This is a genomic window from Pseudomonas urmiensis, assembly GCF_014268815.2.
GTDB classification, from domain to species: domain Bacteria; phylum Pseudomonadota; class Gammaproteobacteria; order Pseudomonadales; family Pseudomonadaceae; genus Aquipseudomonas; species Aquipseudomonas urmiensis.
Genome location: NZ_JABWRE020000001.1, coordinates 580,103 through 606,709 on the forward strand (window position 1 = coordinate 580,103; position 26,607 = coordinate 606,709).

24 protein-coding genes and 3 tRNA genes are annotated in these 26,607 nt (G+C 61.4%); 11 read left to right on the forward strand and 16 right to left on the reverse strand.

Annotated features, from left to right (window positions below):
• Positions 1 to 124: 124 nt before the first annotated feature.
• From HU737_RS02615 to recX, 4 genes are all read left to right on the forward strand, one after another.
• On the forward strand, positions 125 to 700 hold the full coding sequence (locus HU737_RS02615) for a hypothetical protein (RefSeq protein WP_186555388.1): 576 nt from the start codon (positions 125 to 127) through the stop codon (positions 698 to 700).
• Positions 701 to 753: 53 nt separating this feature from the next.
• Positions 754 to 1,236, forward strand: coding sequence for a CinA family protein (locus HU737_RS02620; RefSeq protein ID WP_186555387.1), 483 nt, complete (start codon positions 754 to 756; stop codon positions 1,234 to 1,236).
• Positions 1,237 to 1,339: 103 nt separating this feature from the next.
• Positions 1,340 to 2,407, forward strand: a complete 1,068-nt coding sequence (recA, locus tag HU737_RS02625; RefSeq protein ID WP_186555386.1) for a recombinase RecA — start codon at positions 1,340 to 1,342, stop codon at positions 2,405 to 2,407.
• A gap of 9 nt (positions 2,408 to 2,416) precedes the next feature.
• Complete coding sequence (recX, locus tag HU737_RS02630; protein WP_186555385.1) at positions 2,417 to 2,887, forward strand: recombination regulator RecX; 471 nt, start codon at positions 2,417 to 2,419, stop codon at positions 2,885 to 2,887.
• Here the strand turns inward: recX and HU737_RS02635 are convergent.
• On the reverse strand, positions 2,884 to 4,014 hold the full coding sequence (locus HU737_RS02635; RefSeq protein WP_186555384.1) for an LOG family protein: 1,131 nt from the start codon (positions 4,012 to 4,014) through the stop codon (positions 2,884 to 2,886). The two genes, recX and HU737_RS02635, sit on opposite strands and share 4 nt — an antisense overlap.
• A 352-nt stretch (positions 4,015 to 4,366) precedes the next feature.
• On the opposite strand from HU737_RS02635, the gene HU737_RS02640 reads away from it, so the two are divergent.
• Positions 4,367 to 4,555: a hypothetical protein gene (locus HU737_RS02640; RefSeq protein ID WP_186555383.1), complete on the forward strand. Its 189-nt coding sequence runs from the start codon at positions 4,367 to 4,369 to the stop codon at positions 4,553 to 4,555.
• 19 nt (positions 4,556 to 4,574) lie between these two features.
• Here HU737_RS02640 and HU737_RS02645 read toward each other — a convergent pair whose 3' ends face one another.
• On the reverse strand, positions 4,575 to 4,997 hold the full coding sequence (locus tag HU737_RS02645; RefSeq protein ID WP_186555382.1) for a quorum-sensing-regulated virulence factor family protein: 423 nt from the start codon (positions 4,995 to 4,997) through the stop codon (positions 4,575 to 4,577).
• 222 nt (positions 4,998 to 5,219) lie between these two features.
• Between HU737_RS02645 and HU737_RS02650 the strand changes: the two genes are divergently transcribed.
• The 3 genes from HU737_RS02650 (at position 5,220) to HU737_RS02660 (ending at position 7,268) form a co-directional block, all read left to right on the forward strand.
• The gene (locus tag HU737_RS02650) at positions 5,220 to 5,930 is read left to right on the forward strand and encodes a tRNA-uridine aminocarboxypropyltransferase (protein ID WP_186555381.1); all 711 of its coding nucleotides are present in this window, start codon (positions 5,220 to 5,222) and stop codon (positions 5,928 to 5,930) included.
• A 251-nt stretch (positions 5,931 to 6,181) separates the two neighbouring features.
• On the forward strand, positions 6,182 to 6,832 hold the full coding sequence (erdR, locus tag HU737_RS02655) for a response regulator transcription factor ErdR (RefSeq protein ID WP_186555380.1): 651 nt from the start codon (positions 6,182 to 6,184) through the stop codon (positions 6,830 to 6,832).
• Positions 6,833 to 6,905: 73 nt separating this feature from the next.
• Positions 6,906 to 7,268, forward strand: coding sequence for a diacylglycerol kinase (locus tag HU737_RS02660; protein ID WP_186555379.1), 363 nt, complete (start codon positions 6,906 to 6,908; stop codon positions 7,266 to 7,268).
• On the opposite strand, the gene finR is transcribed toward HU737_RS02660, so the two are convergent.
• Complete coding sequence (gene finR / locus HU737_RS02665) at positions 7,265 to 8,191, reverse strand: LysR family transcriptional regulator FinR (protein WP_186555378.1); 927 nt, start codon at positions 8,189 to 8,191, stop codon at positions 7,265 to 7,267. The two genes, HU737_RS02660 and finR, sit on opposite strands and share 4 nt — an antisense overlap.
• Before the next feature lie 121 nt (positions 8,192 to 8,312).
• On the opposite strand from finR, the gene fpr reads away from it, so the two are divergent.
• Positions 8,313 to 9,092 carry a ferredoxin-NADP reductase gene (fpr, locus tag HU737_RS02670; RefSeq protein WP_186555377.1) on the forward strand — a complete coding sequence of 260 codons (780 nt, stop codon included), beginning with the start codon at positions 8,313 to 8,315 and terminating at the stop codon, positions 9,090 to 9,092.
• A gap of 162 nt (positions 9,093 to 9,254) precedes the next feature.
• On the opposite strand, the gene tsaA is transcribed toward fpr, so the two are convergent.
• From tsaA to rimO, 5 genes are all read right to left on the reverse strand, one after another.
• The gene (gene tsaA / locus HU737_RS02675) at positions 9,255 to 9,950 is read right to left on the reverse strand and encodes a tRNA (N6-threonylcarbamoyladenosine(37)-N6)-methyltransferase TrmO (RefSeq protein WP_186555376.1); all 696 of its coding nucleotides are present in this window, start codon (positions 9,948 to 9,950) and stop codon (positions 9,255 to 9,257) included.
• Positions 9,951 to 9,956: 6 nt separating this feature from the next.
• Positions 9,957 to 10,418 (reverse strand): YehS family protein, encoded by a 462-nt coding sequence (locus tag HU737_RS02680; protein ID WP_186555375.1) that lies wholly within the window; start codon positions 10,416 to 10,418, stop codon positions 9,957 to 9,959.
• 49 nt (positions 10,419 to 10,467) lie between these two features.
• Positions 10,468 to 11,178 (reverse strand): rRNA pseudouridine synthase, encoded by a 711-nt coding sequence (locus HU737_RS02685; RefSeq protein ID WP_186555374.1) that lies wholly within the window; start codon positions 11,176 to 11,178, stop codon positions 10,468 to 10,470.
• A 91-nt stretch (positions 11,179 to 11,269) separates the two neighbouring features.
• Entirely contained in the window at positions 11,270 to 11,740 is a 471-nt protein-coding gene (locus tag HU737_RS02690; protein ID WP_186555373.1) for a GNAT family N-acetyltransferase, read from the reverse strand.
• Between the two features lie 320 nt (positions 11,741 to 12,060).
• Positions 12,061 to 13,398 (reverse strand): 30S ribosomal protein S12 methylthiotransferase RimO, encoded by a 1,338-nt coding sequence (gene rimO / locus HU737_RS02695; RefSeq protein ID WP_186555372.1) that lies wholly within the window; start codon positions 13,396 to 13,398, stop codon positions 12,061 to 12,063.
• 246 nt (positions 13,399 to 13,644) lie between these two features.
• Between rimO and HU737_RS02700 the strand changes: the two genes are divergently transcribed.
• Positions 13,645 to 15,543, forward strand: a complete 1,899-nt coding sequence (locus HU737_RS02700; protein ID WP_186555371.1) for a potassium transporter Kup — start codon at positions 13,645 to 13,647, stop codon at positions 15,541 to 15,543.
• Between the two features lie 131 nt (positions 15,544 to 15,674).
• On the opposite strand, the gene HU737_RS02705 is transcribed toward HU737_RS02700, so the two are convergent.
• From HU737_RS02705 to HU737_RS02725, 5 genes are all read right to left on the reverse strand, one after another.
• Positions 15,675 to 16,967: a virulence factor family protein gene (locus tag HU737_RS02705; protein WP_186555370.1), complete on the reverse strand. Its 1,293-nt coding sequence runs from the start codon at positions 16,965 to 16,967 to the stop codon at positions 15,675 to 15,677.
• Entirely contained in the window at positions 16,967 to 19,609 is a 2,643-nt protein-coding gene (gene mprF / locus HU737_RS02710) for a bifunctional lysylphosphatidylglycerol flippase/synthetase MprF (protein WP_186555369.1), read from the reverse strand. Before mprF ends, HU737_RS02705 begins: the two co-directional genes overlap by 1 nt.
• A 252-nt stretch (positions 19,610 to 19,861) precedes the next feature.
• Positions 19,862 to 19,938 (reverse strand) — tRNA-Met (locus HU737_RS02715).
• A gap of 131 nt (positions 19,939 to 20,069) precedes the next feature.
• Positions 20,070 to 20,146 (reverse strand) — tRNA-Met (locus HU737_RS02720).
• 135 nt (positions 20,147 to 20,281) lie between these two features.
• A tRNA-Met gene (locus HU737_RS02725) sits at positions 20,282 to 20,358 on the reverse strand.
• A gap of 219 nt (positions 20,359 to 20,577) precedes the next feature.
• Here HU737_RS02725 and dinB point away from each other — a divergent pair.
• On the forward strand, positions 20,578 to 21,636 hold the full coding sequence (gene dinB, locus HU737_RS02730) for a DNA polymerase IV (protein ID WP_186555482.1): 1,059 nt from the start codon (positions 20,578 to 20,580) through the stop codon (positions 21,634 to 21,636).
• 46 nt (positions 21,637 to 21,682) lie between these two features.
• Here dinB and HU737_RS02735 read toward each other — a convergent pair whose 3' ends face one another.
• The 3 genes from HU737_RS02735 to HU737_RS02745 all read right to left on the reverse strand — a co-directional run bounded on the left by HU737_RS02735 (position 21,683) and on the right by HU737_RS02745 (position 25,850).
• Positions 21,683 to 22,636, reverse strand: coding sequence for a hypothetical protein (locus HU737_RS02735; protein ID WP_186555368.1), 954 nt, complete (start codon positions 22,634 to 22,636; stop codon positions 21,683 to 21,685).
• 21 nt (positions 22,637 to 22,657) lie between these two features.
• Positions 22,658 to 24,373, reverse strand: coding sequence for a proline--tRNA ligase (locus HU737_RS02740; RefSeq protein ID WP_186555367.1), 1,716 nt, complete (start codon positions 24,371 to 24,373; stop codon positions 22,658 to 22,660).
• A gap of 160 nt (positions 24,374 to 24,533) precedes the next feature.
• On the reverse strand, positions 24,534 to 25,850 hold the full coding sequence (locus HU737_RS02745; RefSeq protein WP_186555366.1) for an OprD family porin: 1,317 nt from the start codon (positions 25,848 to 25,850) through the stop codon (positions 24,534 to 24,536).
• Positions 25,851 to 26,607: the final 757 nt, after the last annotated feature.

Here is a 26,607-nt window from a genome sequence, read left to right on the forward strand (position 1 = left end):
GGCCTTCATCCTTGCGCTTCAATTGACAAGGCCTCGGCGGGCGATACCATGGCGCGCCCTAATGACGTTCGCGTAAATACGCTGTGCGTGCGTCGCTTGGTTTGCGTGTAATGAACAGGATGTCATGAAGCCCAACACCCAGGCTGTATCGCTCAATCGCGCCCAGTGGCTGATCATTGTCACCAGCGCCTTGCCTATCTATGCCATTGCGCTGTGCTTGCCTACCCAGGCCCACGCCCAGGGCGAGCTGGCGCTGGTGCTGCAGCAGGTTCTGGAGCAACACCTGCTGGGCCGGGTGGGGCCTTGGTCGTCCAACTTTCCGCTCCAAGCCATGGCCATCGGCAATTACATCGCGCTCGCCGCACCGCTGTTTGCCGTCGTTCTGGCACTGCTGTTGTGTCGATCCGTTGGCGCATTGCCGGCCCGGCTGCCCGTCCTGGCGTGGCATCGCTACCTGCTGATTTACGTGGGGTGGGCCTTGTTGGTCGGCTTCATGATTCACTACAACTACTTCACCTATGTCGACTTCGCCCAGCATCGCGCCAAGTTCCGTCTGTTTGGTCGCCACCCACTCCTATTCGCGGTGTTTGCCTCGAGCATGCTGCTGGCGCTCGAGTACTTGCTGTTAATCAGTTACCTGCTTTTCATTCATTTTCCGGCCCGCTGGCTGGCGCAGCGTCTGGGCAAGATCTCGCAGTAACCAGCCCGGAAACTGTCTGCTAGGGTAGTGGCTAATCTTCACAGGAGCCCGTCATGGACCCGATCACTGTTCTTTCCGCCCGTCTTGGCGAGCACATGCGCCGCCTCAATGCCCAGGTGAGCACGGCTGAGTCGTGCACGGGCGGTGGCATCGCCGAGGCCATCACGCGTGTCTCCGGCAGTTCGGCCTGGTTCGAAGCAGGTTATGTGACCTATTCCAATCGACAGAAAACCCGCCAGCTGGGCGTGCCCGAGGTGTTGTTCGGCCAGGTTGGGGCGGTCAGCCAGGAAGTGGTCGAGGCCATGGTGCGTGGCGCCCAGGCCGCCAGCGGGGCACGCTTTGCCGTGGCGGTCAGCGGCGTGGCCGGGCCCGACGGCGGCTCACCGGCCAAACCGGTAGGCACCGTATGGCTGGCCTGGGCCGACGGCAGCCGTGTATGCAGCGAGCGCCGCCACTTCGACGGCGACCGCGAAGCGGTGCGCCGACAAACGGTGATCGCCGCGTTAGACGGCTTGTTACAGCTTGGTGCCGAGTAATTCGACAACAGGGGTTTGCGGAAATGCATCCCTGTGGAATAATACTGGCTACTTATACAGTTATTCCGGCCATACAGGGCCAGTCGATCACGTGAGGATTTCAATGGACGACAACAAGAAGCGCGCCTTGGCTGCGGCCCTGGGTCAGATCGAACGCCAATTCGGCAAAGGCGCAGTCATGCGCATGGGCGATCAGGAACGTACCGGTATCCCGGCTATCTCCACTGGCTCGCTGGGGTTGGACATCGCCCTGGGCATTGGTGGTCTGCCAAAAGGCCGTATCGTCGAGATCTACGGCCCGGAGTCTTCCGGTAAAACCACGCTGACTCTGTCGGTCATCGCCGAAGCCCAGAAAAATGGCGCTACCTGTGCCTTCGTCGACGCCGAGCATGCCCTCGATCCTGAATACGCCGGCAAGCTGGGCGTCAATGTCGACGACCTGCTGGTCTCGCAGCCGGACACCGGCGAGCAAGCCCTGGAAATCACCGACATGCTGGTGCGCTCCAACGCGGTTGACGTGATCATCGTCGACTCCGTGGCTGCCCTGGTACCCAAGGCCGAGATCGAAGGCGAAATGGGTGACATGCACGTGGGCCTGCAGGCCCGTCTGATGTCCCAGGCGCTGCGTAAAATCACCGGTAACATCAAGAACGCCAACTGCCTGGTCATCTTCATCAACCAGATCCGTATGAAGATCGGCGTGATGTTCGGCAGCCCGGAAACCACCACCGGTGGTAACGCCCTGAAGTTCTACGCCTCGGTGCGCCTGGACATCCGCCGTACCGGCGCCGTCAAGGAAGGCGACGAAGTGGTGGGTAGCGAAACCCGCGTGAAGATCGTCAAGAACAAGGTCTCGCCGCCATTCCGCCAAGCTGAGTTCCAGATCCTCTACGGCAAGGGCATCTACCGCAACGGCGAGATTATCGACCTGGGTGTTGCTCACGGCTTCGTGGAGAAATCCGGCGCCTGGTACAGCTACCAAGGCAACAAGATTGGCCAAGGCAAGGCGAACGCGGCCAAGTACCTGCAAGAGAACCCGGCCATCGGTGCCGAACTCGAGAAGCAGATCCGCGACAAGCTGCTCAACGTCGGTGCCGTTGCCGCTGCAGGCAAGGCTGCTGCCGCTGATGCCGGTGCGGATGACCTGGCTGACGCCGAAGCGGGTTATTGATCTACCGCTATGTCCGTCGTACTCGACACCCCCGTCGCCGTCCGACGGACAGCCATGGACCTGCTCGCACGTCGCGAGCATGGTCGGGTCGAACTGACGCGCAAACTGCGTCAGCGCGGCGCTTCGGATGAGTTGATCGAGCCCGCGCTCGATCGGCTCGCCGAAGAAGGGCTGCTCAGTGAAGCCCGTTATCTCGAGAGTTTCATTTCCTATCGCTCCAACGCCGGTTATGGCCCCGCACGTATTCGTGAGGAGCTTGGCCAGCGTGGTCTGGATCGAGGCGATGTTGAACAGGCCCTGCGCGAAAGCGGAGTGGACTGGGCGGCCCGCTTGCAGGATGTCTGGCAGCGCAAGTTTGCCGGGCAGCGTCCCGTCGATCCGCGCAGTCGTGCCCAGCAGACACGCTTTCTCGCCTACCGTGGGTTTTCCATGGAGATGATCGGCCGCCTGTTGAGCGGCCGAGATTTGGATGACTACTAGTTTGCTGCTTGGCTGACTTTAAGCGCTTCCCGCGCCCTCTGGGTGGTATGCATCGGCTGCGGTTTGGCCCAGTTCTCTGGCAGGTTGATGAAGTCCACCAGCTCCCGTAGGCGACCTTGATCACGGCCGTTGAAGGCGAACGTGAGCCGAGTCAAATGGCTGTAGTTGCCCACCTCATGTTCCACGTTGGTATCTGGCTGTTGGTGGTATTTGCCACTCAGGCGCAGGTCAGCGAATCCCTCCTGAATGTCGTACAGCGCCGCTTCGCTGAGCGGATGGTGCATGCGGACCACGAACTGATTTTTCAGCCAGCGGCTTGAGTGATAGTTGCTGTAGAACTGGTTGATCTCTTCCACTGCCTCATCGGCACTGTGCACCAGGCGCACCAGCTTGAGGTCGGTGGGAAGGATGTAGCGGTTCTCCTCCAGTTGTCGGCTGATGAAGTTCAGACAGTCTTGCCAGAAGCTGCCACCTGGGGAATCGAGCAATACCACTGGCACCAGCGGGCTCTTGCCGGTCTGGATCAGGGTCAGCACTTCCAGCGCCTCATCGAGCGTACCGAAGCCGCCCGGACACAGTACCAAGCCATCGGCCTCTTTGACGAAGAACAACTTGCGGATAAAGAAGAAGTGGAACGGCAGCAGCTTGTCGGTGCCATCCACCGTCGGGTTGGCGTGCTGCTCGAAGGGCAGGGTGATGTTGAACCCCAGGCTGTGCTCACTGCCAGCCCCCTCGTGGGCGGCAGCCATGATGCCGCCGCCGGCACCGGTAATCACCATCAAATCCGAACGGGCCAAGGTTGCCCCCAGCTCGCGTGCCAAGGCGTACATCGGATGTTCAATAGGGGTACGGGCAGAGCCGAACACGGTGACTTTGCGCCGCCCGCGGTAGCGTTCGAGGATGCGGAAAGAATGATCCAGCTCGCGCAGGGCCTGCAGGGTGATCTTGGCGTTCCAGCGATTGCTGTCGTCATGGGCCATGCGCAGGATGGTCAGCATCATGTCGCGGTACAGCGGCAGGTTGGCGCTGGTAGGTGCAACCAGTTGCAGTTGCTCGTCGATCTTGCTCAGGTCGATCCCGTTGTCCCTGAAGTGTTTGAACAGAAGCTCATTGGGTTGGTAAGGCATTCAACGTCTCCTTCTGCAGCAAAACCTCTGACCGGGCCGATGGTGATGCCCGGCCGCGACACTGCGTGTGTCGCTGGCTGCTGTGGCTCGAGTGTGCCCCTCGAGCGTTGCAGTAGGCCTTCAAGGCCATGATGCAGTGGTGGTAAGTCCATCTCGTTGTTGTACTGCAAGTAACGCAACGCCGCGTGCCCGGCCATGCTCGCCGGAAATTCGCAGGTGTTGGTTATCAATCTAGACGCTGGCGCATGATCGTGCCGCAATGGCTGGCTGATCGCCGCTGGTCGGATGGCCTCCAACCGCTGTGCGGCTTTGGTTAACTGGGGGCAGAGGGCTCGATGCGGGAGGTGGCCACATGCATCGTTTGGTCATCGAAGTGGATCAGCAGTTGTACAAGCTGCTGGAGAACGCGGCCCGGGCTCATCACCTGAGCCTTGAAGCAGAATGCCGGCGCAGGTTGGGTAGCGGCGAAGTACATTCGCGCTACCTTCAGGCCTTGTTGGCTGAGTTGCGCGCCGAGGAAGAGCAGCGGCGCGCCAAGTGAAGCGATCAGATGGCCTGGATCACTTGCTCTTTTTGCTGCCAGCCGCGCAGCTGGCGGCATCGAACGCTTGATCCATGACCGGGCTGTTGCTCTTGTACACGGTAAAGCGATAGACCAGCACTGCGCCTTTGGACAGCAGGTTGCGATAGCCGTTGTTCCTGCACACGCTGTCGCCGAGCTGGCTGCGCACCTGTTGCGGGTTGGACTGCATGCGTTCGGCATGTTCCTGACGCACGCTCAGGTGATTGACTAGCGCCTTGCCTTCAACGGTGTAGCCCTGATCGAGGATGTCTTCGTTGATCGCACGCGGGGTGCCAACGCTGCTTTCCTTGGCGACCTTCTGCAGCAACTGGTTCAGCTCGTAGTCCTGCTTGGAAGCCGCCTGGGCCGCCAGGGGCAGGGTGAGCAGAAGGCTCAGGGTCGGGACGATAAGACGCAGCATGAATCTCTCCTGGTTCGATGACTGGCGCTTTGACCTGCGCCGGCGGGCGGCGTTCCATCAAACCTCGCCTGCGCGGGGTTAATCCAGGCCGCCAAAGCGCCAATTATAAGGGAGCCGCTGGCACACCTGCACGGCAAATGACCTGCGCTCTGGTAGACTGTCGCTTTATTCGCCCCGAGTTGTCGAAGTGTCCATTCCTTCCCTGTCCCCAGGCTTGCCGTCATGAGTCACGCGGTCGCGCGCCTGCGCGCCGAGCGTCTGGCGCGCAGCATCAAACCCTTCGTTGCGCGTGGTTCGCGAGCGGTACGCTGCAACGATTGCCGAGTGATCGCCAGCCATTGCCTGTGCGCCTTGAAGCCCAAGGTCAATGCCAATGCTGGCGTATGCCTGCTGATGCATGACACCGAGCCACTGAAGCCGACTAACACCGGTTGGTTGATTGCCGACCTGGTCGAAGACACCTCGGCCTTTGGCTGGCAGCGCACGGCGGTCGACCCAGGCTTGCTGGCGCTGCTCGATCAGCCGCAGTGGCAGCCCTACATCGTCTTCCCTGGCGAGTTCGTCGCCCAGGAGCGCGTGGTCAGTGAAGTCAGCTTGGCGCCGGGCAAACGGCCGCTGTTCATCTTGCTCGACGCGACCTGGACCGAGGCGCGCAAGATGTTTCGCAAAAGTCCCTACCTGGATCGCTTCCCGGTGCTTAGCCTTGAGGCCGAGCAGATGTCGCGCTACCGCCTGCGCCGCTCCAAGCGCGATGACCACTTCTGCACCGCGGAAGTGGCGGCGATGTGCCTGGATCTGGCAGGTGATGGCCAGGCCTCGCAAGCCCTGGATGCCTACCTGGATGTGTTCAGCCTGCATTACTTGAGTGCCAAGCGCCATTTGCCGCTGGACATGCAGGATGACCCTCATCAACGTTTGCATACCTTCCTATAGTCCAAGGGGCAGGGATGGCATATTGGTTCATAATGACCACGCTGGCAGCCAGGGTGGGCGGGTACGGCGGGCTTGACCACCCGGACCGTGCTCGGCATTCTTGGCGCCGTTTCGGGCACGACGAAGCTGCTGTTACCCCGGACTTCGCCGTGCCTTACCGGCCGGCGGCCCTGCCGTTCGCGCCTTGAGTTGCCTGTCAGGCGGCGCACCTATCCCTCACGCGCCTGGCACAGAACAGGATCAACAGATCGATGGCCACTTACGAAATCCTGATTGCCGATGACCACCCGCTGTTTCGCAGCGCCCTGCGCCAAGCCGTTACCCTCGGCCTTGGCCCGGATGTACGCCTGGTAGAAGTGGCGAGCATCGCCGAGCTGGAAACCCGCCTGACCGAAAAGTCCGACTGGGACTTGGTCCTGCTCGACTTGAACATGCCGGGGGCCTATGGCTTCTCCGGGCTGGTCCTGCTGCGCGGGCAGTACCCGCAGATTCCGGTGGTGATGGTGTCGGCCCAGGAAGAAGCCGCGGTGGTGGTCAAGTCGCGCGAGTTCGGCGCCAGCGGCTTCATTCCCAAGTCGAGCCCGCTGGAGGTGATCCAGGACGCCGTGCAGAAGGTGCTCGACGGCGAGGTGTGGTGGCCGCCGCAGGCCTTTGACAAGGTCGATGTCTCGGCTGAAGCCAAGGCCGCCAGCGAGGGCCTGGCCAGCCTGACTCCGCAGCAGTTCCGCGTGCTTACCATGGTCTGCGAAGGTTTGCTGAACAAGCAGATCGCCTATGAGCTGAGCGTCTCGGAGGCGACCATCAAGGCCCACGTGACGGCGATCTTCCGCAAACTCGGCGTACGTACCCGGACCCAGGCCGCGCTGCTCTTGCAACAGCTTGAATCAGTTGCCAGCAGCTAAAGCGCGCGAGCTTCACGCTTTTTTGACCCGTATTCCTATAGCCTGCTGGCCTTTCATCGGTGAAGTGACGCACATGTCGCCATTCAAGGGCCAGACCGGCCTCAAACGTATCTTCAATGCCGCCGGCTATTCGCTGGACGGCCTGCGCGCGGCCTTCAAGGGCGAAGCCGCTTTCCGCCAGTTGGTCCTGCTCAATGTGCTGCTGATTCCGACCGCCTTCTGGCTGCCGGTCAGCCGCGCCGAGCGAGCCATCATGATCGCCGTGTGCATGCTGGGCTTGGTCGTCGAGTTGTTCAACTCTGCAGTTGAGGCTGCTATCGACCGCATCTCGCTGGAGCGCCACCCACTGTCGAAGAATGCCAAGGACATGGGTAGCGCTGCGCAGCTGGTGTCACTGGTCATGGTGGCGCTGGTCTGGGGCGTGATCCTGCTCTAGGCGATTGGCGGCAATACGATCTCGTCACTACGCCTTACCCCGGCGGTGAAGCTGCGGCACAGTTCCAGGAACTCGCGCATGGCGGAAGTCTGGTACTTCTGCTTGTGCCAGATGAAGTAGAACTGGCGCGACAGGTCTAGCTCGGGCGTTTCCACCGGCACCAGGCTGCCGCGGCGGAACGCATCGCGCAGGGCCAGGCGCGAGATGCAGCCGATACCCAGGCCCGACTCGACGGCGCGCTTGATCGCCTCGGTGTGCTCCAGCTCCAGGCGGATATTGAGGTTGGCGCGCTGGTGGCGCATTTCCTGGTCGAAGGTCAGGCGGGTGCCGGAGCCCTGCTCGCGCAGGATCCACGCTTCCTGGGACAGCGTTTCGATGTCCGCCCGGCCGAGCTTGGCCAAGGGATGCTGCGGCGCACAGAACACCACTAGCTCGTCCTCGACCCAGGGTTGCACTTCAAGATCGGGGTGGTTGCAATCGCCTTCGATCAGACCCAAATCAATTTCGTAGTGGGCTACCTGTTGCACAATGTGCGCAGTGTTTTGCACATGCAGCTTGACCTGGCTTTCTGGGTGCACCTGCATGAAGCTGCCGATCAGCAGGGTAGCGAGGTAGTTGCCGATGGTCAGGGTGGCGCCGACCGAGAGTGAGCCAAAGCCGGACTTGCCATTGAGCAGGTCTTCGATCTCCTTGGCCTGGTCGAGCAGGGCAACGGCCTGGGGCAGCAACTGATGGCCCAGGGCGTTGAGGCTCAGGCGTTTACCGGCGCGGTCGAACAGCTGGCAGCTGGACTGGCGCTCCAGTTCGGTAATCGAGGTACTAGCGGCCGATTGCGACAACGCCAGCACACCGGCGGCTTTGGACACGCTTTGATGCTGAGCCACGGCGACGAACACTTGAAGCTGGCGTAAGGTGAATCGCATATCTATATAACCGATAAGACATATCTTGATAATCCATTTAACAGATATTGTCGCTGCCCCTAAACTATCGCGCAACTGTGCGCTTGGTCCGCGCTGCGTATTTCTTCAGGAGTCACCTTAGATGAGCAACATGAACCACGAACGTGTCCTCAGTGTTCACCACTGGAACGACACCCTGTTCAGCTTCAAGTGCACCCGTGATCCGGGCCTGCGCTTTGAGAACGGTCAGTTCGTGATGATCGGCCTGCAGCAGGAGACCGGTCGTCCGCTCATGCGCGCCTACTCCATCGCTTCGCCGAACTGGGAAGAGCATCTGGAATTCTTCAGCATCAAGGTGCCTGACGGTCCGCTGACCTCCCAGCTGCAGCACCTGAAGGAAGGCGACGAGATCATCATCAGCAAGAAGCCTACCGGCACGCTGGTTCTCGATGACCTGAACCCGGGCAAGCACCTGTACCTGCTGAGCACCGGCACTGGCCTGGCGCCGTTCATGAGCGTCATCCAGGACCCAGAAACCTACGAGCGTTTCGAAAAGGTGATCCTGGTTCACGGCGTACGCTACGTCAACGAAGTGGCGTACCGCGAGTTCATCACCGAGCACCTGCCGCAGAACGAGTTCTTCGGCGAGGCGGTGCGTGACAAGCTGATCTACTACCCGACCGTGACCCGTGAGCCGTTCGAGAACCAAGGCCGTCTGACCGACCTGATGCGCAGCGGCAAACTGTTCAGCGACATCGGCCTGCCACCGATCAACCCGCAGGACGACCGCGCCATGATCTGCGGCAGCCCGAGCATGCTCGACGAAACCAGCGAAGTGCTCGACAGCTTCGGCCTGAAGATTTCGGCGCGTATGCGTGAGCCGGGTGACTACCTGATCGAGCGTGCTTTCGTCGAGAAGTAAGGCGAAAGCAGCAAAAGAAAACGCGAGCCTTGCCTCGCGTTTTTTTATGCCTTAATTGTGCTGCCTGCACTGGCCCCATCGCGGGACAAGCCCGCTCCCACGTTGGTTGCAGCGCTCGTGGGAGCGGGCTTGCCCCGCGATGAGGCCAGTACAGGCAGCGGATCAGCAGTCGAGCGCTACTTCCAGCACCCGAATCCGATCGGTCTGCGGATAATGCCAGCGCACCTGCACATCCCAGAACTTGACCCCATACACCCGCTCAACCGGCGGCACTTGATAGGCCGGGCGCGGATCTTGTGCCAGGCACTGCTCGATCAGCTCCACCAGTGGCTCGCCGAGGCGCTGGGCATGCTCGCCTGCCTGAAGCAGGGCACTGTCGGCCCAGTCCACGGCAATCGCCACAGGGGCGCTGTCGGCCATCAGGTTGCTGGCGCCGCTGACGCTGTCGGCGTAGGGCACGTACGGTTTGATATCCAGCACCGGGGTGCCGTCGAGCAAGTCGATCCCCGACAGCAGCAAACGCCCCGGTTCAACACCCTCAAGGCGGACCACCGACTGACCGATGCCATTGGGGCGATGGGTGGCGCGAGTGGCGAACACGCCCATGCTCTTGTTGCCGCCCAGGCGCGGCGGACGCACCTTCAGCCGCGGTTTGTCTTCCAGGGCCTGATGGAACAGGAACAACAGCCAGACGTGGCTGACCTGTTCCAGGCCCGCCACCGCATCGCCCTGGTCGAACGGCGGCAGCAGCTCCAGCACGCCACGCGCAGCCGGGGCCAGCTGTGGCTGGCGCGGGATGGCGAACTTCTCCTTGAAGCAGGAGCGCACGATGCCGACGGGCGAGACGGTATGCTGCATGACCACTCAGCCGCGCACGCGCAAAGTCAGGCCCTTGAGGAAGTTGCGCAGCAACTGATCGCCGCAGGGGCGATAGTTCTCATGGCCGACCTTGCGAAACAGCGCGCTGAGCTCAGGCTTGGTCACCGGGAAATTAACCGACTTGAGAATGGCGTGCAGGTCTTCTTCCTTGAGCTCGAACGCCACCCGCAGCTTCTTGAGGATGGTGTTGTTGGTCACCGGCAGCTCCAGTGGCTGCGGCGGGCGGCTGTCATCGCGGCCACGGCGATGAATCACCAGGCCATCGAGAAAGTGCGCCATGACCTCATCTGGGCAGCGCACGAAGCCGGGTTCTTCTTCCTTCTTCATGTAGCTGGCGACTGCCTCGGTGGACACTGCCAAGCCAGACAACTCGATGACCTTGGCGATCTTCGGGTCATTGAGCTTGAGCATATAGCGCACGCTGCGCAGGACGTCGTTGTGGTTCATTGCGGCAAATCCTGTTCAATGCCGCGCACAGGCTGCGCGGCGGTATCGCTTAGAAGCGTTCGGTAACGGCGACGTAGCGCCATTGGCCCAGGGGCAACTTGCCCATCGACACACCGCCCAGGCGGATCCGACGCATGCTGACGATCTCCAGCCGCAGGCTGGCACACAGTTCGCTGATCTGGCCGGGCTGGGGGTTCTTCAAGGCCAGCCGCAGGTGGGTTTCGTTCTGCCAGCTGGCCTTGGCCTTGGGCAGTTCGCGGTCATTGCGGGTGATGCCCCGGGCCAAGCGCTCCAGCGCTTGCGGGGTGGCCTCGCCACGTACCTCGATGATGTATTCCTGCTCCAGCTTGCGCAGGTCTCGTTCGATCTTGCCGGATACCCGCCAGTCCTGGGTGAACAGCTGCAGGCCAGTCGCCCCGCGCTCCAGCGGCGCGACGCAGGCCAGCCGAGCAAAGTGGCCGTGCAGCGGCCGCACGTCCTGGCTGTGGGCTTGGCTGAGGTTGTCCATGCCAATGCTGGCGCGGGCGCTTTCAGCGTCCATACCGGCAGGCTGGTTGATCAGCAGGGTGACCGGCTCCAGCGCCTCGGCGCGGGCGCCAGGGAGCAGGGCGACCTGCTGGCCGTCGATCTTGAACTGGGGCTGTTCGACCACCACGCCATCGACTGTCACCCAGCCGCCCTCGATGTACTGCTCGGCCTCGCGGCGGGAGCAGCCGAGTTGCTCGATGAGGCGTTTGGACAGGCGCACGGGTTCAGACATGGAGACGATTCGCTAAAGGCAGGGAAAGACCGGCCATTGTACCTGCCAAGACGTGCTTGGGGCTGGGAATCTGTGCCATTTGCCCTGTTTCCTAACGGGGTTGCTCGCGTTTGCGCGGATGCAATTGCAGATGCAGCAGAGGGTAGGGCTGGCCCAAACCATCGGTAGCCGAGCGTCCGACAATTTCGAAGCCTTCATGCAGGTAGAAGCCCAGCGCTTGCGGGTTCTGCTCATTGACGTCCAGCCGTTCGGCGTTCAGCTCATCGATGGCGTAGTGCAGCAGACGCTTGCCGACGCCTTTGCCACGCTGCTCGGGGGCGACGAAGAGCATATCGACGCGGCCGTTGGCCACCCCGGCAAAACCAAGGATGCGCCGGGCGTGGTCTTTACAGCAGATCAGCATTACCGCATCCAGGTACTGACGCAGGACATGCTCACGCAGTAGCAGGATGTAGGCATCGGGCAGGAAGTCATGGGTGGCGCGAACCGAGGCTTCCCAGACTCGAACCAGCTCGGGGTAGTCGCTTACATGCGGGGTTTGCAGCGTCAATGCCGAGCGCATCCCTGTGATCCTCCGAGTGCGTTGTCTCGATCGCAGCCTCTGCGGGAGGCGGCAGGCCTGGCGGCCCTCTCATGAACCATAGATGCAAAAAAAAGCCCCGCCAGTTGGCGTACGCTGCTCACTCAAGACATGTGTCGTCTGCTTTGGGGCCGCTTCGCAGCCCTTCGCGGGCAAGCCCGCTCCTACAGTGATTGCGCTGTTCTCTGATCAAGCGCTCTACCTGTGGGAGCGGGCTTGCCCGCGAAGGGCTGCAAAGCAGCCCCAAAACCTTAAGTGAACAGCATTACGCCAGTTGGCGGGGCTCGCGGTGGGAAAATGCCTCAGACAGGCTCAGCCCACATATCGTATTCGTCGGCATCGACTACGCGGCAACGGACCTTGTCGCCGGGCTTGAAGCCATGGTCGCCATCGATGAACACGCTGCCATCGATCTCAGGGGCATCGAAGAAGCTGCGGCCAACCGAGCCCTGTTCCTCGACCTCATCGATCAGCACTTCGATCTCTTTGCCAATGCGCATCTGCAAGCGCGCGGCGCTGATCGCCTGTTGATGGGCCATGAAGCGCTCCCAGCGGTCTTGCTTGATGTCGTCCGGCACTTCGTCCAGGCCCAGGTCGTTGGCCGGGGCGCCTTCGACTGGGGAGTACTGGAAGCAACCAACGCGGTCGAGCTGGGCTTCGGTCAGCCAGTCGAGCAGGTATTGGAAGTCTTCTTCGGTTTCGCCAGGGAAGCCGACGATGAAGGTCGAACGGATCACCAGCTCAGGACACTGCTCGCGCCAGTTCTTGATTCGCGCCAGGGTGCGGTCTTCGAACGCTGGGCGCTTCATCGACTTGAGCACTTTCGGGCTGGCGTGCTGGAACGGGATGTCCAGGTACGGCAGGATCTTGCCGGCCGCCATCAGCGGGATCACGTCGTCGACGTTGGGGTAGGGGTAGACGTAGTGCAGGCGCACCCAGGCGCCCAGGCTGCTCAGGGCCTCGCACAGCTCGAGCATGCGCGTCTTGACCGGGCGGCCGTTCCAGAAGTCGGTCTTGTACTTGACGTCGACGCCATAGGCGCTGGTGTCCTGGGAGATCACCAGGATCTCCTTGACGCCGGCCTTGACCAGGCGCTCGGCCTCGCTCAGCACTTCACCTACCGGACGGCTGACCAGCTTGCCGCGCATCGATGGAATGATGCAGAAGCTGCAGCTGTGGTTGCAGCCTTCGGAAATCTTCAAGTAGGCGTAGTGACGTGGGGTCAGCTTGACGCCTTGAGGTGGCACCAGGTCGATCAGCGGGTTGTGGTCCTGGCGCGGCGGCACCACTTCGTGCACGGCGTTGACTACCTGCTCGTACTGCTGCGGGCCGGTCACCGACAGCACGCTTGGGTGCACGTCACGGATACTGCCTTCCTCGACACCCATGCAGCCGGTGACGATGACCTTGCCGTTTTCCTTGATCGCTTCGCCGATCACTTCCAGCGACTCGGCCTTGGCGCTGTCGATGAAGCCGCAGGTGTTGACCACCACTACGTCGGCGTCCTCGTAGGTCGGCACGACTTCATAGCCTTCCATGCGCAGCTGGGTCAGGATGCGCTCGGAATCGACCAATGCCTTCGGGCATCCGAGAGAGACAAACCCTACCTTCGGCGTGGTAGGAGCGGGGGTGGTGGACATAGCTAACCTCGGCATTGAAAGCGGTTGCCCTGGCAATGGCGAGGGCAATCCCGACGGGCGCTTTCGGCGCCTCTGATCAAAAAGTGCGCAATTCTAGCGAGCGCAAGGTCGCTTGACCAGCAGAAAAGCGACGAACGCTGCGCTAAGCTTTGCGCCATTGCCTGCCGGTATCTACGACGTATCTGCGATGCCCTGGCAGGCGTGCCAATTCTATCGGTCCGACGAGGCCATCTGCGGGAGTGGTCGATGGTTCAGGCAAGCAGTCACGCCGAAGGCGGGCAGGGCGCGGCACGGCCGCTGAGCCTGCTGGTGGCAGCTGTTGGGGTGGTCTACGGCGATATCGGTACCAGCCCGCTGTACACCCTCAAGGAAGTCTTCTCCGGCGGTTACGGGGTGCCGGTCAACCATGATGGGGTGCTGGGCATCTTGTCGTTGATCCTCTGGTCGTTGATCTGGGTGGTGTCGGTCAAGTACGTGACCTTCATCCTACGTGCCGACAACCAGGGCGAAGGTGGCATCATGGCCCTGACCGCCTTGGCCCGGCGGGCTTCGGCGCCGTATCCGAAGTTGCGCATGCTGATGGTCGGCTGTGGCCTGATCGGCGCCTCATTGTTCTATGGCGACAGCATGATCACCCCGGCGGTGTCGGTGTTGTCGGCGGTAGAGGGGATGGGGCTGGCCTTCGATGGCATTGACCATTGGGTGGTGCCGATTGCCGTGGTGGTGCTGGTGGCGCTGTTTCTGGTGCAAAAGCACGGCACGGCGAAGATCGGCATTCTGTTCGGCCCGGTGATGGTGACCTGGTTCCTGGTCCTGGCGGCGTTGGGCCTGCATGGGATTTCCCACAGCCCGGAAGTGCTCAGAGCCTTCGATCCGGCCTGGGCGGTGCGCTTCTTTATCGTGCATCCCGGCATGGGCGTGGCGATCCTTGGCGCGGTGGTGTTGGCGCTGACCGGTGCCGAGGCGCTGTATGCCGATATGGGCCATTTTGGCCGCAAGCCGATTGCTCGGGCTTGGTTCATCCTGGTGCTGCCGGCACTGGTGCTGAACTACTTCGGTCAGGGCGCGCTGTTGCTGCACGATCCTGAGGCAGCACGTAACCCGTTCTATCTATTGGCGCCGTCCTGGGCACTGCTGCCTTTGATCGGGCTGGCCACCCTGTCCACGGTAATCGCATCTCAAGCGGTCATTTCCGGGGCCTTCTCGCTCACCCGCCAGGCGATTCAGCTGGGCTACATCCCGCGCATGCAGATCCAGCACACCTCCAGCGATGAGCAGGGGCAGATCTATATCGGCGCAGTCAACTGGGCACTGATGGTGGCGGTCGTGCTGCTGGTGATCGGTTTCGAGTCGTCCGGCGCGCTGGCGGCAGCCTATGGCGTGGCAGTCACCGGCACCATGCTGATGACCACGCTGCTGGTTTCGACGGTGATGCTGTTGTTGTGGAAGTGGCCACCGCTGCTGGCGGTGCCGATCCTGTTGGGGTTCTTGTTGGTCGACGCGCTGTTTTTCACCGCCAACCTGCCCAAGGTCGTGCAGGGTGGCGCTTTCCCGGTGCTCGCCGGCAGCGTGCTGTTCTTGCTTATGACCACTTGGAAGCGCGGCAAGCAAATTTTGGTGGAGCGCATCGATGAGGCGGCGCTGCCGTTGCCGGTATTTATCAGCAGCATTCGTGTGCAGCCGCCGCATCGGGTCGAAGGCACGGCGGTGTTTCTGACCGCGCGGCCGGATGCAGTGCCGCACGCGCTGTTGCACAACATGCTGCACAACCAGGTACTGCATAGCCAGGTGGTGCTGCTGACGGTGGTCAGTGAGGACCGCCCGCGGGTCCCGGAACAGGAGCGCTTCGAAGTGGAGGCCTACGGCGATGGCTTCTTCCGAGTGTTGCTGCACTTTGGTTTCATGGATGAGCCGGATGTGCCCCAGGCACTGAAGCTGTGCCATCTGGAAGAGCTGGACTTCAGCCCCATGCGCACAACCTACTTCCTAAGCCGAGAGACGGTGATCGCCTCGCGGTTGGAAGGGATGGCGCGCTGGCGTGGCACGTTGTTCGCTTTCTTGTTGAAGAATGCCAACGGTAATCTGCGCTTCTTCAATTTGCCGTTGAACCGGGTGATCGAGCTGGGGACCCAGGTCGAGATTTGAACGCTGCGTGGGTTGTGTCAGTCCTGCCTTCTTCGCGGGCAAGCCCGCGCCCACAAGATTCCCTATTGGAGCGGGCTTGCCCGCGAAGAGGCCTGAACTGACACAGCAGCACTGTTTTTATCCGCTTTCGATCAGTTCTGCTCTGCGACGCTCGATTTGCCCTGGCGCGTCTCGATCTCGCCGATCAAGCGCTTGGCCAGCGCCGGGTAGTTCTCATCGAAATGATGCCCGCCCGGTAGTTTCAGGCGCTCGCCGACCGCAGTGTGATCGGTACAGCCACTCTCGTCGCTTTCTTCCACACCATAGATGCACACCACCTTGGCCGCCGGCATGCGGGCCATTTCCGGCCCGGTCGGCGCTTCCTGGCCTTCCTTGCCCAACCAGCCCTCGACTTCGATCTCAAAACTGCCACTGCGGGCGAAGGCCAGCAGGATCACCGCGTCGACCCGTTGCTGGTCTTCTACTGGCAAGCGGTTGTAGATCGCTGGCAGCACATCGGCGCCGAACGAGTAGCCGGTGAGCACGAAGCGCTTGGTACCCCATTTCTGCCGATAGTGCTGCATCAACTCGGACAGGTCGGCAGCGCTTTGCTCGGGCGTCTTGTGCTGCCAGTAGTAGCGCAGGGTATCGATACCCACCACTGGGTAGCCGAGCTTGGCCATCTCGCCGGCGACATCGCGATCGAGGTCACGCCAGCCGCCGTCACCGGAAAGGAACAGGGTCACGGTATCGGTGGTTTGGCCCGCCGGCACTTCTACCACTGGGATGCTCAAGGCATTGCCGTCATGGCCGACCAGGGCTTGGGTCAGCTGGCTCTTGAGCACTTGTGGCAGGTGGATGTCGTAGTCGCTGATGCTGGTCTCGGCATTGGCCTGGTCACGCACGAAGGCGGCGCTGGCGTCGTCCGGGTTGTCGTTCCAGGCCACGTTCCAATGGCCGTGGGCAGCAGCCTTGGGCAGTGCCGGGCAGCCGGGTTGTTCGAGGTTGAAGTCAACCGAGATGGCGCGCGCCTTGTCGTCGCGTTGGCTGGCCAGCCAACGCCAGGCCTGGGCACCGCCAGGGCCGATGCCTGCCACCAGGGTGGGCGCAGCGGACAAATGGCTGATGGCCTGGTCCAGGGCCTGTTGCTGCTTGGCGCAGTCATTGGGTGGCAGGATCACTTGCACCAGTTGCGCCTCACCGGCCTGGCTCAGGTCGAGCAACTGTTTATCGCTCAGTGCCTGATCCTCAGGTACGCCGATGGCCACGCGGGCCTTGGCGTGCACACCTGGGGTGGCACGAACCAGGCTGCTGCCATCGGTCAGCGCCAGGTGCTCAATGTGCGCCTCCGGCGCTGGGCGGGTCCACAGCCAGAACCCTACTGCCGCAGCCGCCAGGGCCACCAGCAAGGCAATCAATACGTACTGCCAATAGCGTCGGATCATCAACGTTTCACCAATCCAGTCAGGCCGCCCGCGATCAGGGCGGCAGTGTCGGCCAGCGCCACCAGCGGGTCGAGCCCGGCTGGCACAGCCATGTAACGAGGTTCCCAGTCCGGCTGGAACTTGTCCTTGAAGCGCCGCAGGCCCTGGAAGTTGTAAAGCTGCTCGCCGCGCTGGAACACCATCGAACCCAGGCGTTGGGTCAAGGGGGCGCCACGCCGTGGCTGCAGACCGGAAAGCGGCACCATGCCGAGGCTGAAGCGCCCGTAGTCATGGCTTTTGTAATGCAGGATCAGGCCGATCATCATGAATTCCATGGTCAGCTTCGGCGCCTCCGGGTGCGCCCGCATCAGATCGAGGCTGGCCAGCTCGTTGCTCTGCGTTTCCAGCAAGTTGGCAAACGCTACCGGGCGACCTTGGAAGCGAATCAGGGCGATCCGAAAGTGCTGCAGGTAGTCGGGGCTGAAGCGGCCCAGAGAGAAGCCTTTCTCGCGTACGTTCTTGCCTTGCAGCCAGGCGTCGGAGATCTGCTTGAGTGCTTCAAGTGGCGCTTGGCCGGGTTCGTGTAGCTCAAGGGTCAAGCCATCACGGCCGCCGCGGTTCCAGGTGTAGCGCAGGTCTTTCATCTCCTTGCCCTTGGCCTCCAGGTCGAAGCGGCGCAGGTCGACCCGCGCTTCTTCGCCGAGCTTGAGCGCGGTAAGGCCGATGTCCATGTAGAACGGCAGGTTCTCTGCGCGCACCTGGTAGAACACCGGGCGGGCGTGGTGCAGGTCGCACAGGTCGCGGAACTGCCAGATCATCTCGGCGCGCTCCTGGGCCGGGCCGATCGGGTCGTACAGGGCCACCAAGCTGCGCCCACGACGGGCATACATGATGAAAGCGTTGTCGTTGGGGTGGAACAACAGCGCCTTGTCGCCGGTCAGGGCCAGGCCACCGTCGGGCTGATCGGAGCTCAGCAGGATCTGCTTGGCGCGCTGTAGCTCGTGTTCATTGGGTAGGTGGATCACCGGCCTGGCAGTGCGCAGCAGCCAGGTCAGGACCACGAACACCAGCAGCACCGCACTGCCCATGGCTGCCCGCAGGCCGCGTGGGGCGTCGGCGTCCAGGGTGAATTGCCACCATAACTGATGGCTGTAGGGAACATCTTGATAGGCAAACAGCAGCAGCCATACCGAAGCGCCCACGACGCAGGCGCTGGCAACCAGATAGACCGGCGAGAACGGCAGCTCCAGCAAGCGGCTGGGCCGATAGAATGAGCGCCGGAACAGCGCCAGCAGCGCTGCGGTAAAGGTCAGCACGCAGGCTTCTTCCCAGTCAAAGCCCTTGAGCAGCGACAGCAGCGCGCCGACCAGCAGCAGGATCGTAGTCAGCAGCCAGGCAGCAGACAGGCGCCGGCGCAGCCCTTGCGCCAGCAGCAGGCACAGTACGCCAATCAGGCTGGCGCCAAAGTGCGAGGCATCGATCAGCCGATGCGGCACCAGGAACCCCATGTGTTCCAGGCGTGTGTCGATCTCTGGAGTGGCCCCTGAGAACAGCAGCACCACGCCAGACAGGAACACCAGGATGGCCAATACCGGCGCGGCCAGCCCTGAGGCGGCCTTGATCGCCTGCTGGGCCACCAGCAAGCGTCGCGCCTCGTTGGCCAGTAGCAGCACGCAGGCCAGCAGCAGCGGTAGCACTACATAGATCAAGCGATACAGCAGCAGGGCAGCAGCCAGTGGCGCAGCTCCCAGTTGATCGGCGAAGGCCGCCAGCAGGATGGCCTCGAACACACCGACACCACCCGGCACATGGCTGAGTACCCCAGCGGCCAAGGCCAGCAGGTAGACCAGCACAAAAGCGGCGAAGGGCGGTGCCTCGGGCAACAGCAGGTACAACACCGTGGCCGCGGCGGCGACATCTAGCGCAGTGATCAACAATTGCAGTGCCGCAAGGCGACCACTAGGCAGGCGCAAGGTGCGTCGGCCGAGCTGCACCAGCAGGCTGTCGCGCAAGGGTTGCTCGGCCAGGCGGCGGCGATACAGGCCAACCACCAGCAAGGCGGTCAGGGCCAGCACGGCGATTGCAATGCCGGCCAGCCAACCTGCCGGCATGCGCAGGGCAGTGGAGGCTGCGGGTAGATTACTCAACGTCGCCAATGCGGCCAGCGGTGGCAGGGCACAGCCCAGTGATAGGCTGGCGAACACCGTCATCCGCGCAACTTCAGCAGCTCCCAGGCCTTGGCGGGCATACAGACGATAGCGCACCGACCCCCCGGAAAGCATCGACAGACCAATCGCATTGCCGATGGCGAAAGCGCTGAAGCCACCCAGCACCAGGGTACGGGCAGGCAATTGCACGCCGGAGTAGCGGCTGGCCGACCATTCGTAGCCGAGCAGAATGACGAAGCCCAGCACAGTCGCCAGCAGGGCGCCGAACAGCGATTGGCTAGGCACGCTGAGCATGGCGTCATGCAGCGCGTAGATGTCCAGCTCGCTGAGCAGATGGCGACAAGCGACCAAGGCCATGCCGAACAACAGCAGGGTCAATGCCAGGCCAATCGGCTGGCGGTAGCGGCTCAGCCGTTCAACCCAGGGCAGGCGTTGGGCAGCAACCGGCAGCGCCGCAGCCAGAGGCGTTTGAGGTTCGCAGTTGTGGGCGGTCATGCAGTACCCCGGGCGGACAGCGCGAGGTAGGGGGAAGGTGCGGCCAAGTGGAAGTCCCTTTGGAAAACGTATCCAGATGTTACTCCTGACGGAGTCGCTTTCAGCCGTTTGGCACGGTTAAAGATAGTTCATCCAGGCGGGGGGCCTGCCAGAGGGGAGGGGCGGAGGAGGGGCTTGACCGGCAGGGATACAAACCCTGAAAACAACAAACCCCGCACTGCTGAAAGCAGGCGGGGTTTGTTCTGACGAATATGGTTGCGGGAGCCGGATTTGAACCGACGACCTTCGGGTTATGAGCCCGACGAGCTACCAGGCTGCTCCATCCCGCGTCAGTGGGGCGCATTCTACGGATATCCACCGCGGCGTCAAGGTTAATCTTTGATTTGCGGTAAATTTCTGTCAGGCCATTTCGTAGTCAATAAAAAAGGCCACTGTATCAACAGTGGCCTTTTCTTGAATCTGGTTGCGGGAGCTGGATTTGAACCAACGACCTTCGGGTTATGAGCCCGACGAGCTACCAAGCTGCTCCATCCCGCGTCAGTGGGGTGCACTATACGGACATCTGCCGCAGAGTCAAACGTTAACCTTTGATTTCTCTAGATTTATTTCAGGTTAAGTTTTTTACGGACAATGAAAAAGGCCACTGTCTAGACAGTGGCCTTTTTCTGAATCTGGTTGCGGGAGCCGGATTTGAACCGACGACCTTCGGGTTATGAGCCCGACGAGCTACCAGGCTGCTCCATCCCGCGCCTGTTGAGATGAATTCTACGGTTTTGCGCCGCATAGTCAAGCTATTTCTGGGGAAATTTCTTTTCCGTTCAATCTGTTAGCGCCTCGATTGGCCTGCGGGGCAGTAACGGCGGGGCTTGCAGGCCGATTATCGAGAGTGACACGGTGTGGCTGTTTCACTGTAGGGCGCTTACGGTAATATCTGTATGAATTTACAGTGCTAACGGTCATCCATGTCCCTGCGCAAGATCATCCACATCGACTGCGACTGCTTTTACGCAGCCATCGAGATGCGTGACGACCCCACTCTGGCCGGTCGGCCGATGGCGGTGGGTGGCTCGGCAGATCGTCGCGGGGTGATCGCCACTTGCAACTACGAGGCGCGGGCCTATGGCGTGCGCTCTGCCATGTCGTCACGTCATGCGCTCAAGCTGTGCCCAGACCTGCTGATCGTCAAGCCGCGCTTTGAGGCCTACCGCGAGGCCTCACGCGAAATTCATGCGATTTTCCGCGATTACACCGAGCTGATCGAACCGCTGTCGCTGGATGAGGCCTATCTGGATGTCAGTGATAGCCAATGGTTTGCCGGCAGTGCCACGCGGATCGCCGAAGATATTCGTCGACGGGTGGCCAAGACCTTGCACATCACCGTCTCGGCGGGCGTTGCGCCGAACAAGTTTCTGGCCAAGATTGCCAGTGACTGGCGCAAACCCAATGGCCTGTTTGTCATCACCCCGGGTGAAGTCGAGGCTTTTGTGGCGGCCTTGCCGGTTGCGCGGTTGCATGGGGTGGGCAAGGTCACCGCCGATAAGCTGACGCGGTTGGGCATCGATACCTGCATGGACATGCGCGACTGGTCAAAGCTGGCCCTGGTGCGCGAGTTCGGCAGTTTTGGCGAGCGGTTGTGGGGGCTGGCGCGGGGCATAGATGAGCGCGTGGTGCACAACGACAGCCGCCGGCAGTCGGTCAGCGTCGAGAACACCTACGATACCGATCTTCCGGACTTGAACACTTGCCTGGAGAAGCTACCGGCGCTGCTGGACAGTCTCAATGAGCGGGTTGCGCGCATGGACAGTAGCTACAAGGCGGACAAACCCTTCGTGAAGGTCAAGTTTCACGATTTCAGCCAGACGACACTAGAGCAGGCCGGGGCGGGGCGCGATCTGGAAAGTTATCGGCAGTTGCTCAGCCAGGCATTCGCTCGCGGTGGCAAGCCGGTGAGGTTGTTGGGGGTGGGGGTGCGGTTAAGGGATTTGCGTGGGGCGCATGAGCAGTTGGAGCTCTTCCCTGGCTGCTGAAATCAGCAGTACTGGGGCCGCAAAGCGGCCCCAGGATTTTGGATCTTTACTGGACCCCAGGATCCGCCACAAGCCGGCCGGTCTGCTTGGTCAGCGCCTGTAAAAACTCCTGCTGCAGCTCCGGATCGTTGCGCGTCAGCTCGATCAGGCTCTGCTCCAGTTCACTGGCTTCCTCTTCCAGGCCCAGCTCAGACAGACGCTTGACCCGGTGCACCCATTGGCCGACTTCATCGTCCTCAAGGTCATCGAAGATCAGGTGGTGGGCCTCCAGCAGCTTGCTGCGCAGATTGCCGCTGACCAGCAGGCTGGCGTCGCCGCGAATCCCGTTGTCCTCATCGACCACTTGCAAGTGCAAGGTGCCGACGCGGCTGAGATTCTGCTCGGAGAATGGCGTATCCAACAGGTTCAGGCGCAGTACGCCGTTGCGGTCGGTCGTCAGCTCATGGCTGGCTTTGCCAGCCTTGACCTCGACCAGGCGTTCGCTCCAGGGCAGGCTGGTGGACTCTTCGCGCTTGGCTTTCTCCACCTCGCTGATACCCGCCAGGTTCTGCTGCGCGCGGCCATTGGACTGCACGTTCATGAACGGGTTGAGCCCGGCCACGCCGTAGCTCAGCCAGTCATGGGTGACGCTGTCCGGCAGATTGCCCAGGGCGAACACATTGACCACGTTGGCGCCTACACCTGCAACTACCGCCACCGCACCCAGCGGGATCTCGTAGATCTCCCGCCAAGGCTGGTAGGGGGTATAGCGGTCGTAACGGCGGGTCACTTCGAACTCGGTGACTTCGAAGCGCTGCTGCTCGTGGACGCGTACTCGTCGCTGGGGCAGCTCCATCACCTTGGGCTCGCCGACGTCGATCTGCAGACTGTGTTCGAGCAGCTTGCGCTCGACGCGTTCCTCATGCTCGCTGCGCTGGGACATCTGGTTGGCGCAGCCGCTGACGAACAGGGCGCCGCACAGTGCGGCGCCCCCCAGGGTAATGGTACTTCGCTTGTACATGATCACTCGCGCATTGGGCTATCAGCGACGGATGCGGGCTTGCAGGAAGGTCAGCACGTCATTGAGCGGCAGAGGCTGGGCTTCCTGCTCAGTGCGGTGCTTGTACTCCAGGTTGCCCTCGGCCAGGCCGCGGTCGCTGACCACGATCCGGTGTGGAATGCCGATCAATTCCATGTCGGCGAACTTGATGCCCGGGCTGGTCTTCTTGTCACGGTCGTCCAGCAGTACTTCGAAACCTGCAGCGGTCAGTTCGGCGTACAGCTTGTCGGTTGCCTCGCGAACCTGCTCGGTCTCGTAGCGCAGCGGTACCAGGGCAATCTGGAAGGGCGCCAAGGTGTCGCTCCAGATGATGCCTTTATCATCGAAGTTCTGCTCGATGGCAGCAGCGACCACGCGCGACACGCCAATGCCGTAGCAGCCCATCGAGAGCACGACTGGCTTGCCGTTTTCACCCAGTACCTGGCACTTGAGCGCCTCGCTGTACTTGGTGCCGAGCTGGAAGATGTGGCCCACTTCGATGCCGCGCTTGATCACCAGGGTGCCCTGGCCATCTGGGCTTGGGTCGCCGGCAACCACGTTGCGCAGGTCGGCCACTTGTGGAACGGGCAGGTCACGTTCCCAGTTGACGCCGAAGTAGTGCTTGTCGTCGATGTTGGCGCCGATGCCAAAGTCGCTCATCAGGGCGACCGAACGGTCGATGATGCATTCCAGCGGCAGGTTCAGCGGGCCCAGCGAGCCTGCGCCGGCGCCAATGGCGTCACGCAGTTCGGCATCGGTAGCCATGACCAGCGGATCTGCGACCTGCTCAAGCTTGGCGGCCTTGATTTCGTTGAGCTCGTGGTCGCCACGTACCACCAGGGCGATCAGCTTGCCTTCTTCGGCGCCGCGCACGATCAGGGTCTTGACGGTCTTCTCGATCGCCAGGTTGTAGTTCTCGACCAACTGGGCGATGGTCTTGGCGTCCGGGGTGTCGACCAGGCGCAGCTCCTCGGTAGGGGCAGGACGCACGGTTTCACGCGGGATGGCCTCGGCCTTCTCTATGTTGGCGGCGTAGTCGGAGGTGTCGCTGAAGATCACGTCGTCTTCGCCGGAGGAGGCCAGCACGTGGAATTCGTGCGAGTAGCTGCCACCGATGGAGCCGGTGTCGGCCTGCACCGGACGGAAATCCAGGCCCAGGCGGGTGAAGATGTTGCAGTACGCCTGGTGCATGCGGTCGTAGGTTTCCTGCAGGGAAGCCTGGTCGGCATGGAACGAGTAGGCGTCCTTCATGATGAATTCGCGGCCGCGCATCAGGCCAAAGCGTGGACGGATTTCGTCACGGAACTTGGTCTGGATCTGGTACATGTTCAGCGGCAGCTGTTTATAGCTGGAGAGCTCGTTGCGGGCCAGGTCAGTGATGACCTCTTCGTGGGTCGGGCCGACGCAGAACTCACGGCCGTGACGGTCCTTGAGGCGCAGCAGCTCAGGGCCGTATTGCTCCCAGCGGCCGGATTCCTGCCACAGTTCGGCAGGCTGGATGCTCGGCATCAGCACTTCCAGGGCGCCAGCAGCGTTCATTTCTTCGCGCACCACGGCTTCGACCTTGCGCATTACCCGCAGGCCCATCGGCAGCCAGGTGTACAGGCCGGAGGCCAGCTTGCGGATCATGCCGGCACGCAGCATGAGCTGGTGGCTGATGACCACTGCATCTGCAGGGGTTTCTTTCTGGGTGGCGAGCAAATATTGACTGGTGCGCATGGGGAGCCGTGTCGATTGCCTAAGACGTTGAAATGACCCCGCATTCTACGGGGGCGAAACGAAAGCGTACAGGATGCCCCAGAGCGGGGCGCTTGTCAGCCAAGAAAAAGCCCGGCGTGATCGCCGGGCTTTTTCAAGTGCGGGGCACTGCAAGCCAGGCTTACAGGATGCTCAGCGGGTACTCGACGATCAGACGCAGTTCGTCGATCGAGCTCGAACCGTAGTAGACGCCATCGCTGGAGCGGTAGGTGGCTTGACGGACACGGAAGCTCAGGTCCTTGGCAGGGCCTTCCTGCAGGACGTATTTCACGTCGATGTCGCGTTCCCATTCCTTGCCGTTGTTGGTGGTCTCGGTGGTTGCACCGGTACCACGGGCGTAGCGGGTCATGAAGGTCAGGCCAGGGATGCCGAACTCGGCGAAGTTCAGGTCGTAGCGAGCCTGCCAGGATTTCTCGTCTTCGGCGTTGAAGTCGGAGCGCGCGATGGAGTTGGCCAGGAACACGGTGCCGCCGCCGTCGATGCCGTAGGCATAGTCACCGTCGCCGCTGACTTTCTGGTAGGCCAGGGTGAAGGTGTGGGCGCCGATGTTGTAGGCCGCCGACAGGCTTGCTGCGATGTTGTCCAGATCACGGCTGCCATCGGCCTTGGCAACTGCGGCGCCGGTACGGTTGTCGCCGATCGATTTGGTGTCATAGATGTTGAAGTCGAACACCAGGCCCTGATTGTCGCTGATCGGCAGCGCCCAGTTGATGTTGCCGTACCACTTGCGGAAGTGATCTTCCACGCGCGAGTAGTACAGGCTGGTGCTCAGGCTGTCAGTCACGGCATAGGTGCCACCGAAGACGTTGGCTTCGGTCAGGCCTGGGTTCTTGATGCCAGTAGTGCGGTTCTTGCCGCCGATGCTGTCCTTGTAGGATTGGGCTTGGGCGTTCAGGCGAGTGAAGTGACCCGCGTTCAGCTCGAGGCCTTTGATTTCCTTGCTGGTCAGCAAGAAGCCTTCGGCAACTTCTGGCAGCAAGCGGCTATCGTCGGTAGCGAATACCGGCAGTGCGGTGAACTGGCCACCGTACTTGAGAGTGGTGTCGGAAATACGCAGTTTTACTGCACCGTGCGCTTCGGAGTAGTCATCTTGCGAACGACCATCGGAGCCAGTCGGGAACAGGCCGGTGCCCGAGGTGCCCTTGCCGCCATCCAATTTCAGGCCCAGCAGGCCGATAGCATCAAAGCCTACGCCGACAGTGCCTTGGGTGAAGCCGGACTCGAACGTACCGATGAAGCCTTGGCCCCATTCGGCGCTACGGCTCTTGTCGTCGTCGTTGTTACGGAAGTCACGGCTGAAGTACAGGTTACGCAGTTTTACACCCAGTTGGCTGTCTTCGACAAAGCCTTTGGATTCATCTTGCGAAGAGGCGATGGCCATCTGCGAGGTCCCTGCCGCAACGGCCAGGGCGATCATGCTCCACTTCATCACGCGCATCGTGATTTGCTCCTTTGGTTTTTAGGAAGAGTACCGCTGCGCCCAAGAGTTTTAGTTATATGGGGCAGCTCTTTCTTGTTATGTCGGCGAAAATGTATATCACGCTGACTGATCTTGGCGATATGTAAAAAGCAACTTTTCAGAAACTTTATAACGGGTCGCTTTTGGTTAATTCCTTGTCGCAAATCACGTCCCGAATCAGGGACGTCCACCCCAGCGTTGCTTCAATCGCCGTCACGAATGTGTAAAGAACACACTCAAGCTTTGAAACTCCCTGGTTTTCCAATGCCGCTGTTGTTATTTGTCGCGTCCACCCGCCCAATGCAGGTGTCGTGCCGACATGGCGGAAATGGAATGCAACAAGCGTGCTCAATTTCACACGGCCTTGATGAAATTTTCACATTCACCCGTGGTGGCGGGGGAGAACTGCCGGAAACACGGGGGCGTGACTGTCTGATGGTGTGCCAGTAATACTGGCGAAGTGAAACTGTAAGGTTGCTAACTAACTCAATGTGTTACCGCAAACTGTTCACGCTGAGTAGTTTTAGTGTGAATGAGTCCTGTTTGCTGAATTTTTTGGCTTCATTTTGGTGCGAAAAGTAGCGCTGTGTTACCGGCTTGGGGCTCGCAATCGTGTGGCGTGAACCAAAACCGTGCTCAAGCGCCCCTGTGGGCGGCATTTCATGCCGGCGCACGCGAAGCAGGGTATCCTTCGCCCATCAATGCCCGTGATCTACGGGCTGCGCTATTAAAGAAG

What these genes read in the sequence shown, in the direction of transcription:
- HU737_RS02615 (WP_186555388.1), top strand. Translation starts at nt 125, where the DNA reads ATGAAGCCCAACACCCAGGCTGTATCGCTCAATCGCGCCCAGTGGCTG.
- HU737_RS02745 (WP_186555366.1), bottom strand. Translation starts at nt 25,850, where the DNA reads ATGCGCGTGATGAAGTGGAGCATGATCGCCCTGGCCGTTGCGGCAGGG.
- HU737_RS02640 (WP_186555383.1), top strand. Translation starts at nt 4,367, where the DNA reads ATGCATCGTTTGGTCATCGAAGTGGATCAGCAGTTGTACAAGCTGCTG.
- HU737_RS02740 (WP_186555367.1), bottom strand. Translation starts at nt 24,373, where the DNA reads ATGCGCACCAGTCAATATTTGCTCGCCACCCAGAAAGAAACCCCTGCA.
- HU737_RS02735 (WP_186555368.1), bottom strand. Translation starts at nt 22,636, where the DNA reads ATGTACAAGCGAAGTACCATTACCCTGGGGGGCGCCGCACTGTGCGGC.
- mprF (WP_186555369.1), bottom strand. Translation starts at nt 19,609, where the DNA reads ATGACCGCCCACAACTGCGAACCTCAAACGCCTCTGGCTGCGGCGCTG.
- tsaA (WP_186555376.1), bottom strand. Translation starts at nt 9,950, where the DNA reads ATGCAGCATACCGTCTCGCCCGTCGGCATCGTGCGCTCCTGCTTCAAG.
- HU737_RS02635 (WP_186555384.1), bottom strand. Translation starts at nt 4,014, where the DNA reads ATGCCTTACCAACCCAATGAGCTTCTGTTCAAACACTTCAGGGACAAC.
- HU737_RS02645 (WP_186555382.1), bottom strand. Translation starts at nt 4,997, where the DNA reads ATGCTGCGTCTTATCGTCCCGACCCTGAGCCTTCTGCTCACCCTGCCC.
- HU737_RS02685 (WP_186555374.1), bottom strand. Translation starts at nt 11,178, where the DNA reads ATGTCTGAACCCGTGCGCCTGTCCAAACGCCTCATCGAGCAACTCGGC.
- recA (WP_186555386.1), top strand. Translation starts at nt 1,340, where the DNA reads ATGGACGACAACAAGAAGCGCGCCTTGGCTGCGGCCCTGGGTCAGATC.
- HU737_RS02620 (WP_186555387.1), top strand. Translation starts at nt 754, where the DNA reads ATGGACCCGATCACTGTTCTTTCCGCCCGTCTTGGCGAGCACATGCGC.
- HU737_RS02700 (WP_186555371.1), top strand. Translation starts at nt 13,645, where the DNA reads ATGGTTCAGGCAAGCAGTCACGCCGAAGGCGGGCAGGGCGCGGCACGG.
- HU737_RS02690 (WP_186555373.1), bottom strand. Translation starts at nt 11,740, where the DNA reads ATGCGCTCGGCATTGACGCTGCAAACCCCGCATGTAAGCGACTACCCC.
- fpr (WP_186555377.1), top strand. Translation starts at nt 8,313, where the DNA reads ATGAGCAACATGAACCACGAACGTGTCCTCAGTGTTCACCACTGGAAC.
- HU737_RS02660 (WP_186555379.1), top strand. Translation starts at nt 6,906, where the DNA reads ATGTCGCCATTCAAGGGCCAGACCGGCCTCAAACGTATCTTCAATGCC.
- rimO (WP_186555372.1), bottom strand. Translation starts at nt 13,398, where the DNA reads ATGTCCACCACCCCCGCTCCTACCACGCCGAAGGTAGGGTTTGTCTCT.
- finR (WP_186555378.1), bottom strand. Translation starts at nt 8,191, where the DNA reads ATGCGATTCACCTTACGCCAGCTTCAAGTGTTCGTCGCCGTGGCTCAG.
- recX (WP_186555385.1), top strand. Translation starts at nt 2,417, where the DNA reads ATGTCCGTCGTACTCGACACCCCCGTCGCCGTCCGACGGACAGCCATG.
- HU737_RS02650 (WP_186555381.1), top strand. Translation starts at nt 5,220, where the DNA reads ATGAGTCACGCGGTCGCGCGCCTGCGCGCCGAGCGTCTGGCGCGCAGC.
- HU737_RS02680 (WP_186555375.1), bottom strand. Translation starts at nt 10,418, where the DNA reads ATGAACCACAACGACGTCCTGCGCAGCGTGCGCTATATGCTCAAGCTC.
- HU737_RS02705 (WP_186555370.1), bottom strand. Translation starts at nt 16,967, where the DNA reads ATGATCCGACGCTATTGGCAGTACGTATTGATTGCCTTGCTGGTGGCC.
- erdR (WP_186555380.1), top strand. Translation starts at nt 6,182, where the DNA reads ATGGCCACTTACGAAATCCTGATTGCCGATGACCACCCGCTGTTTCGC.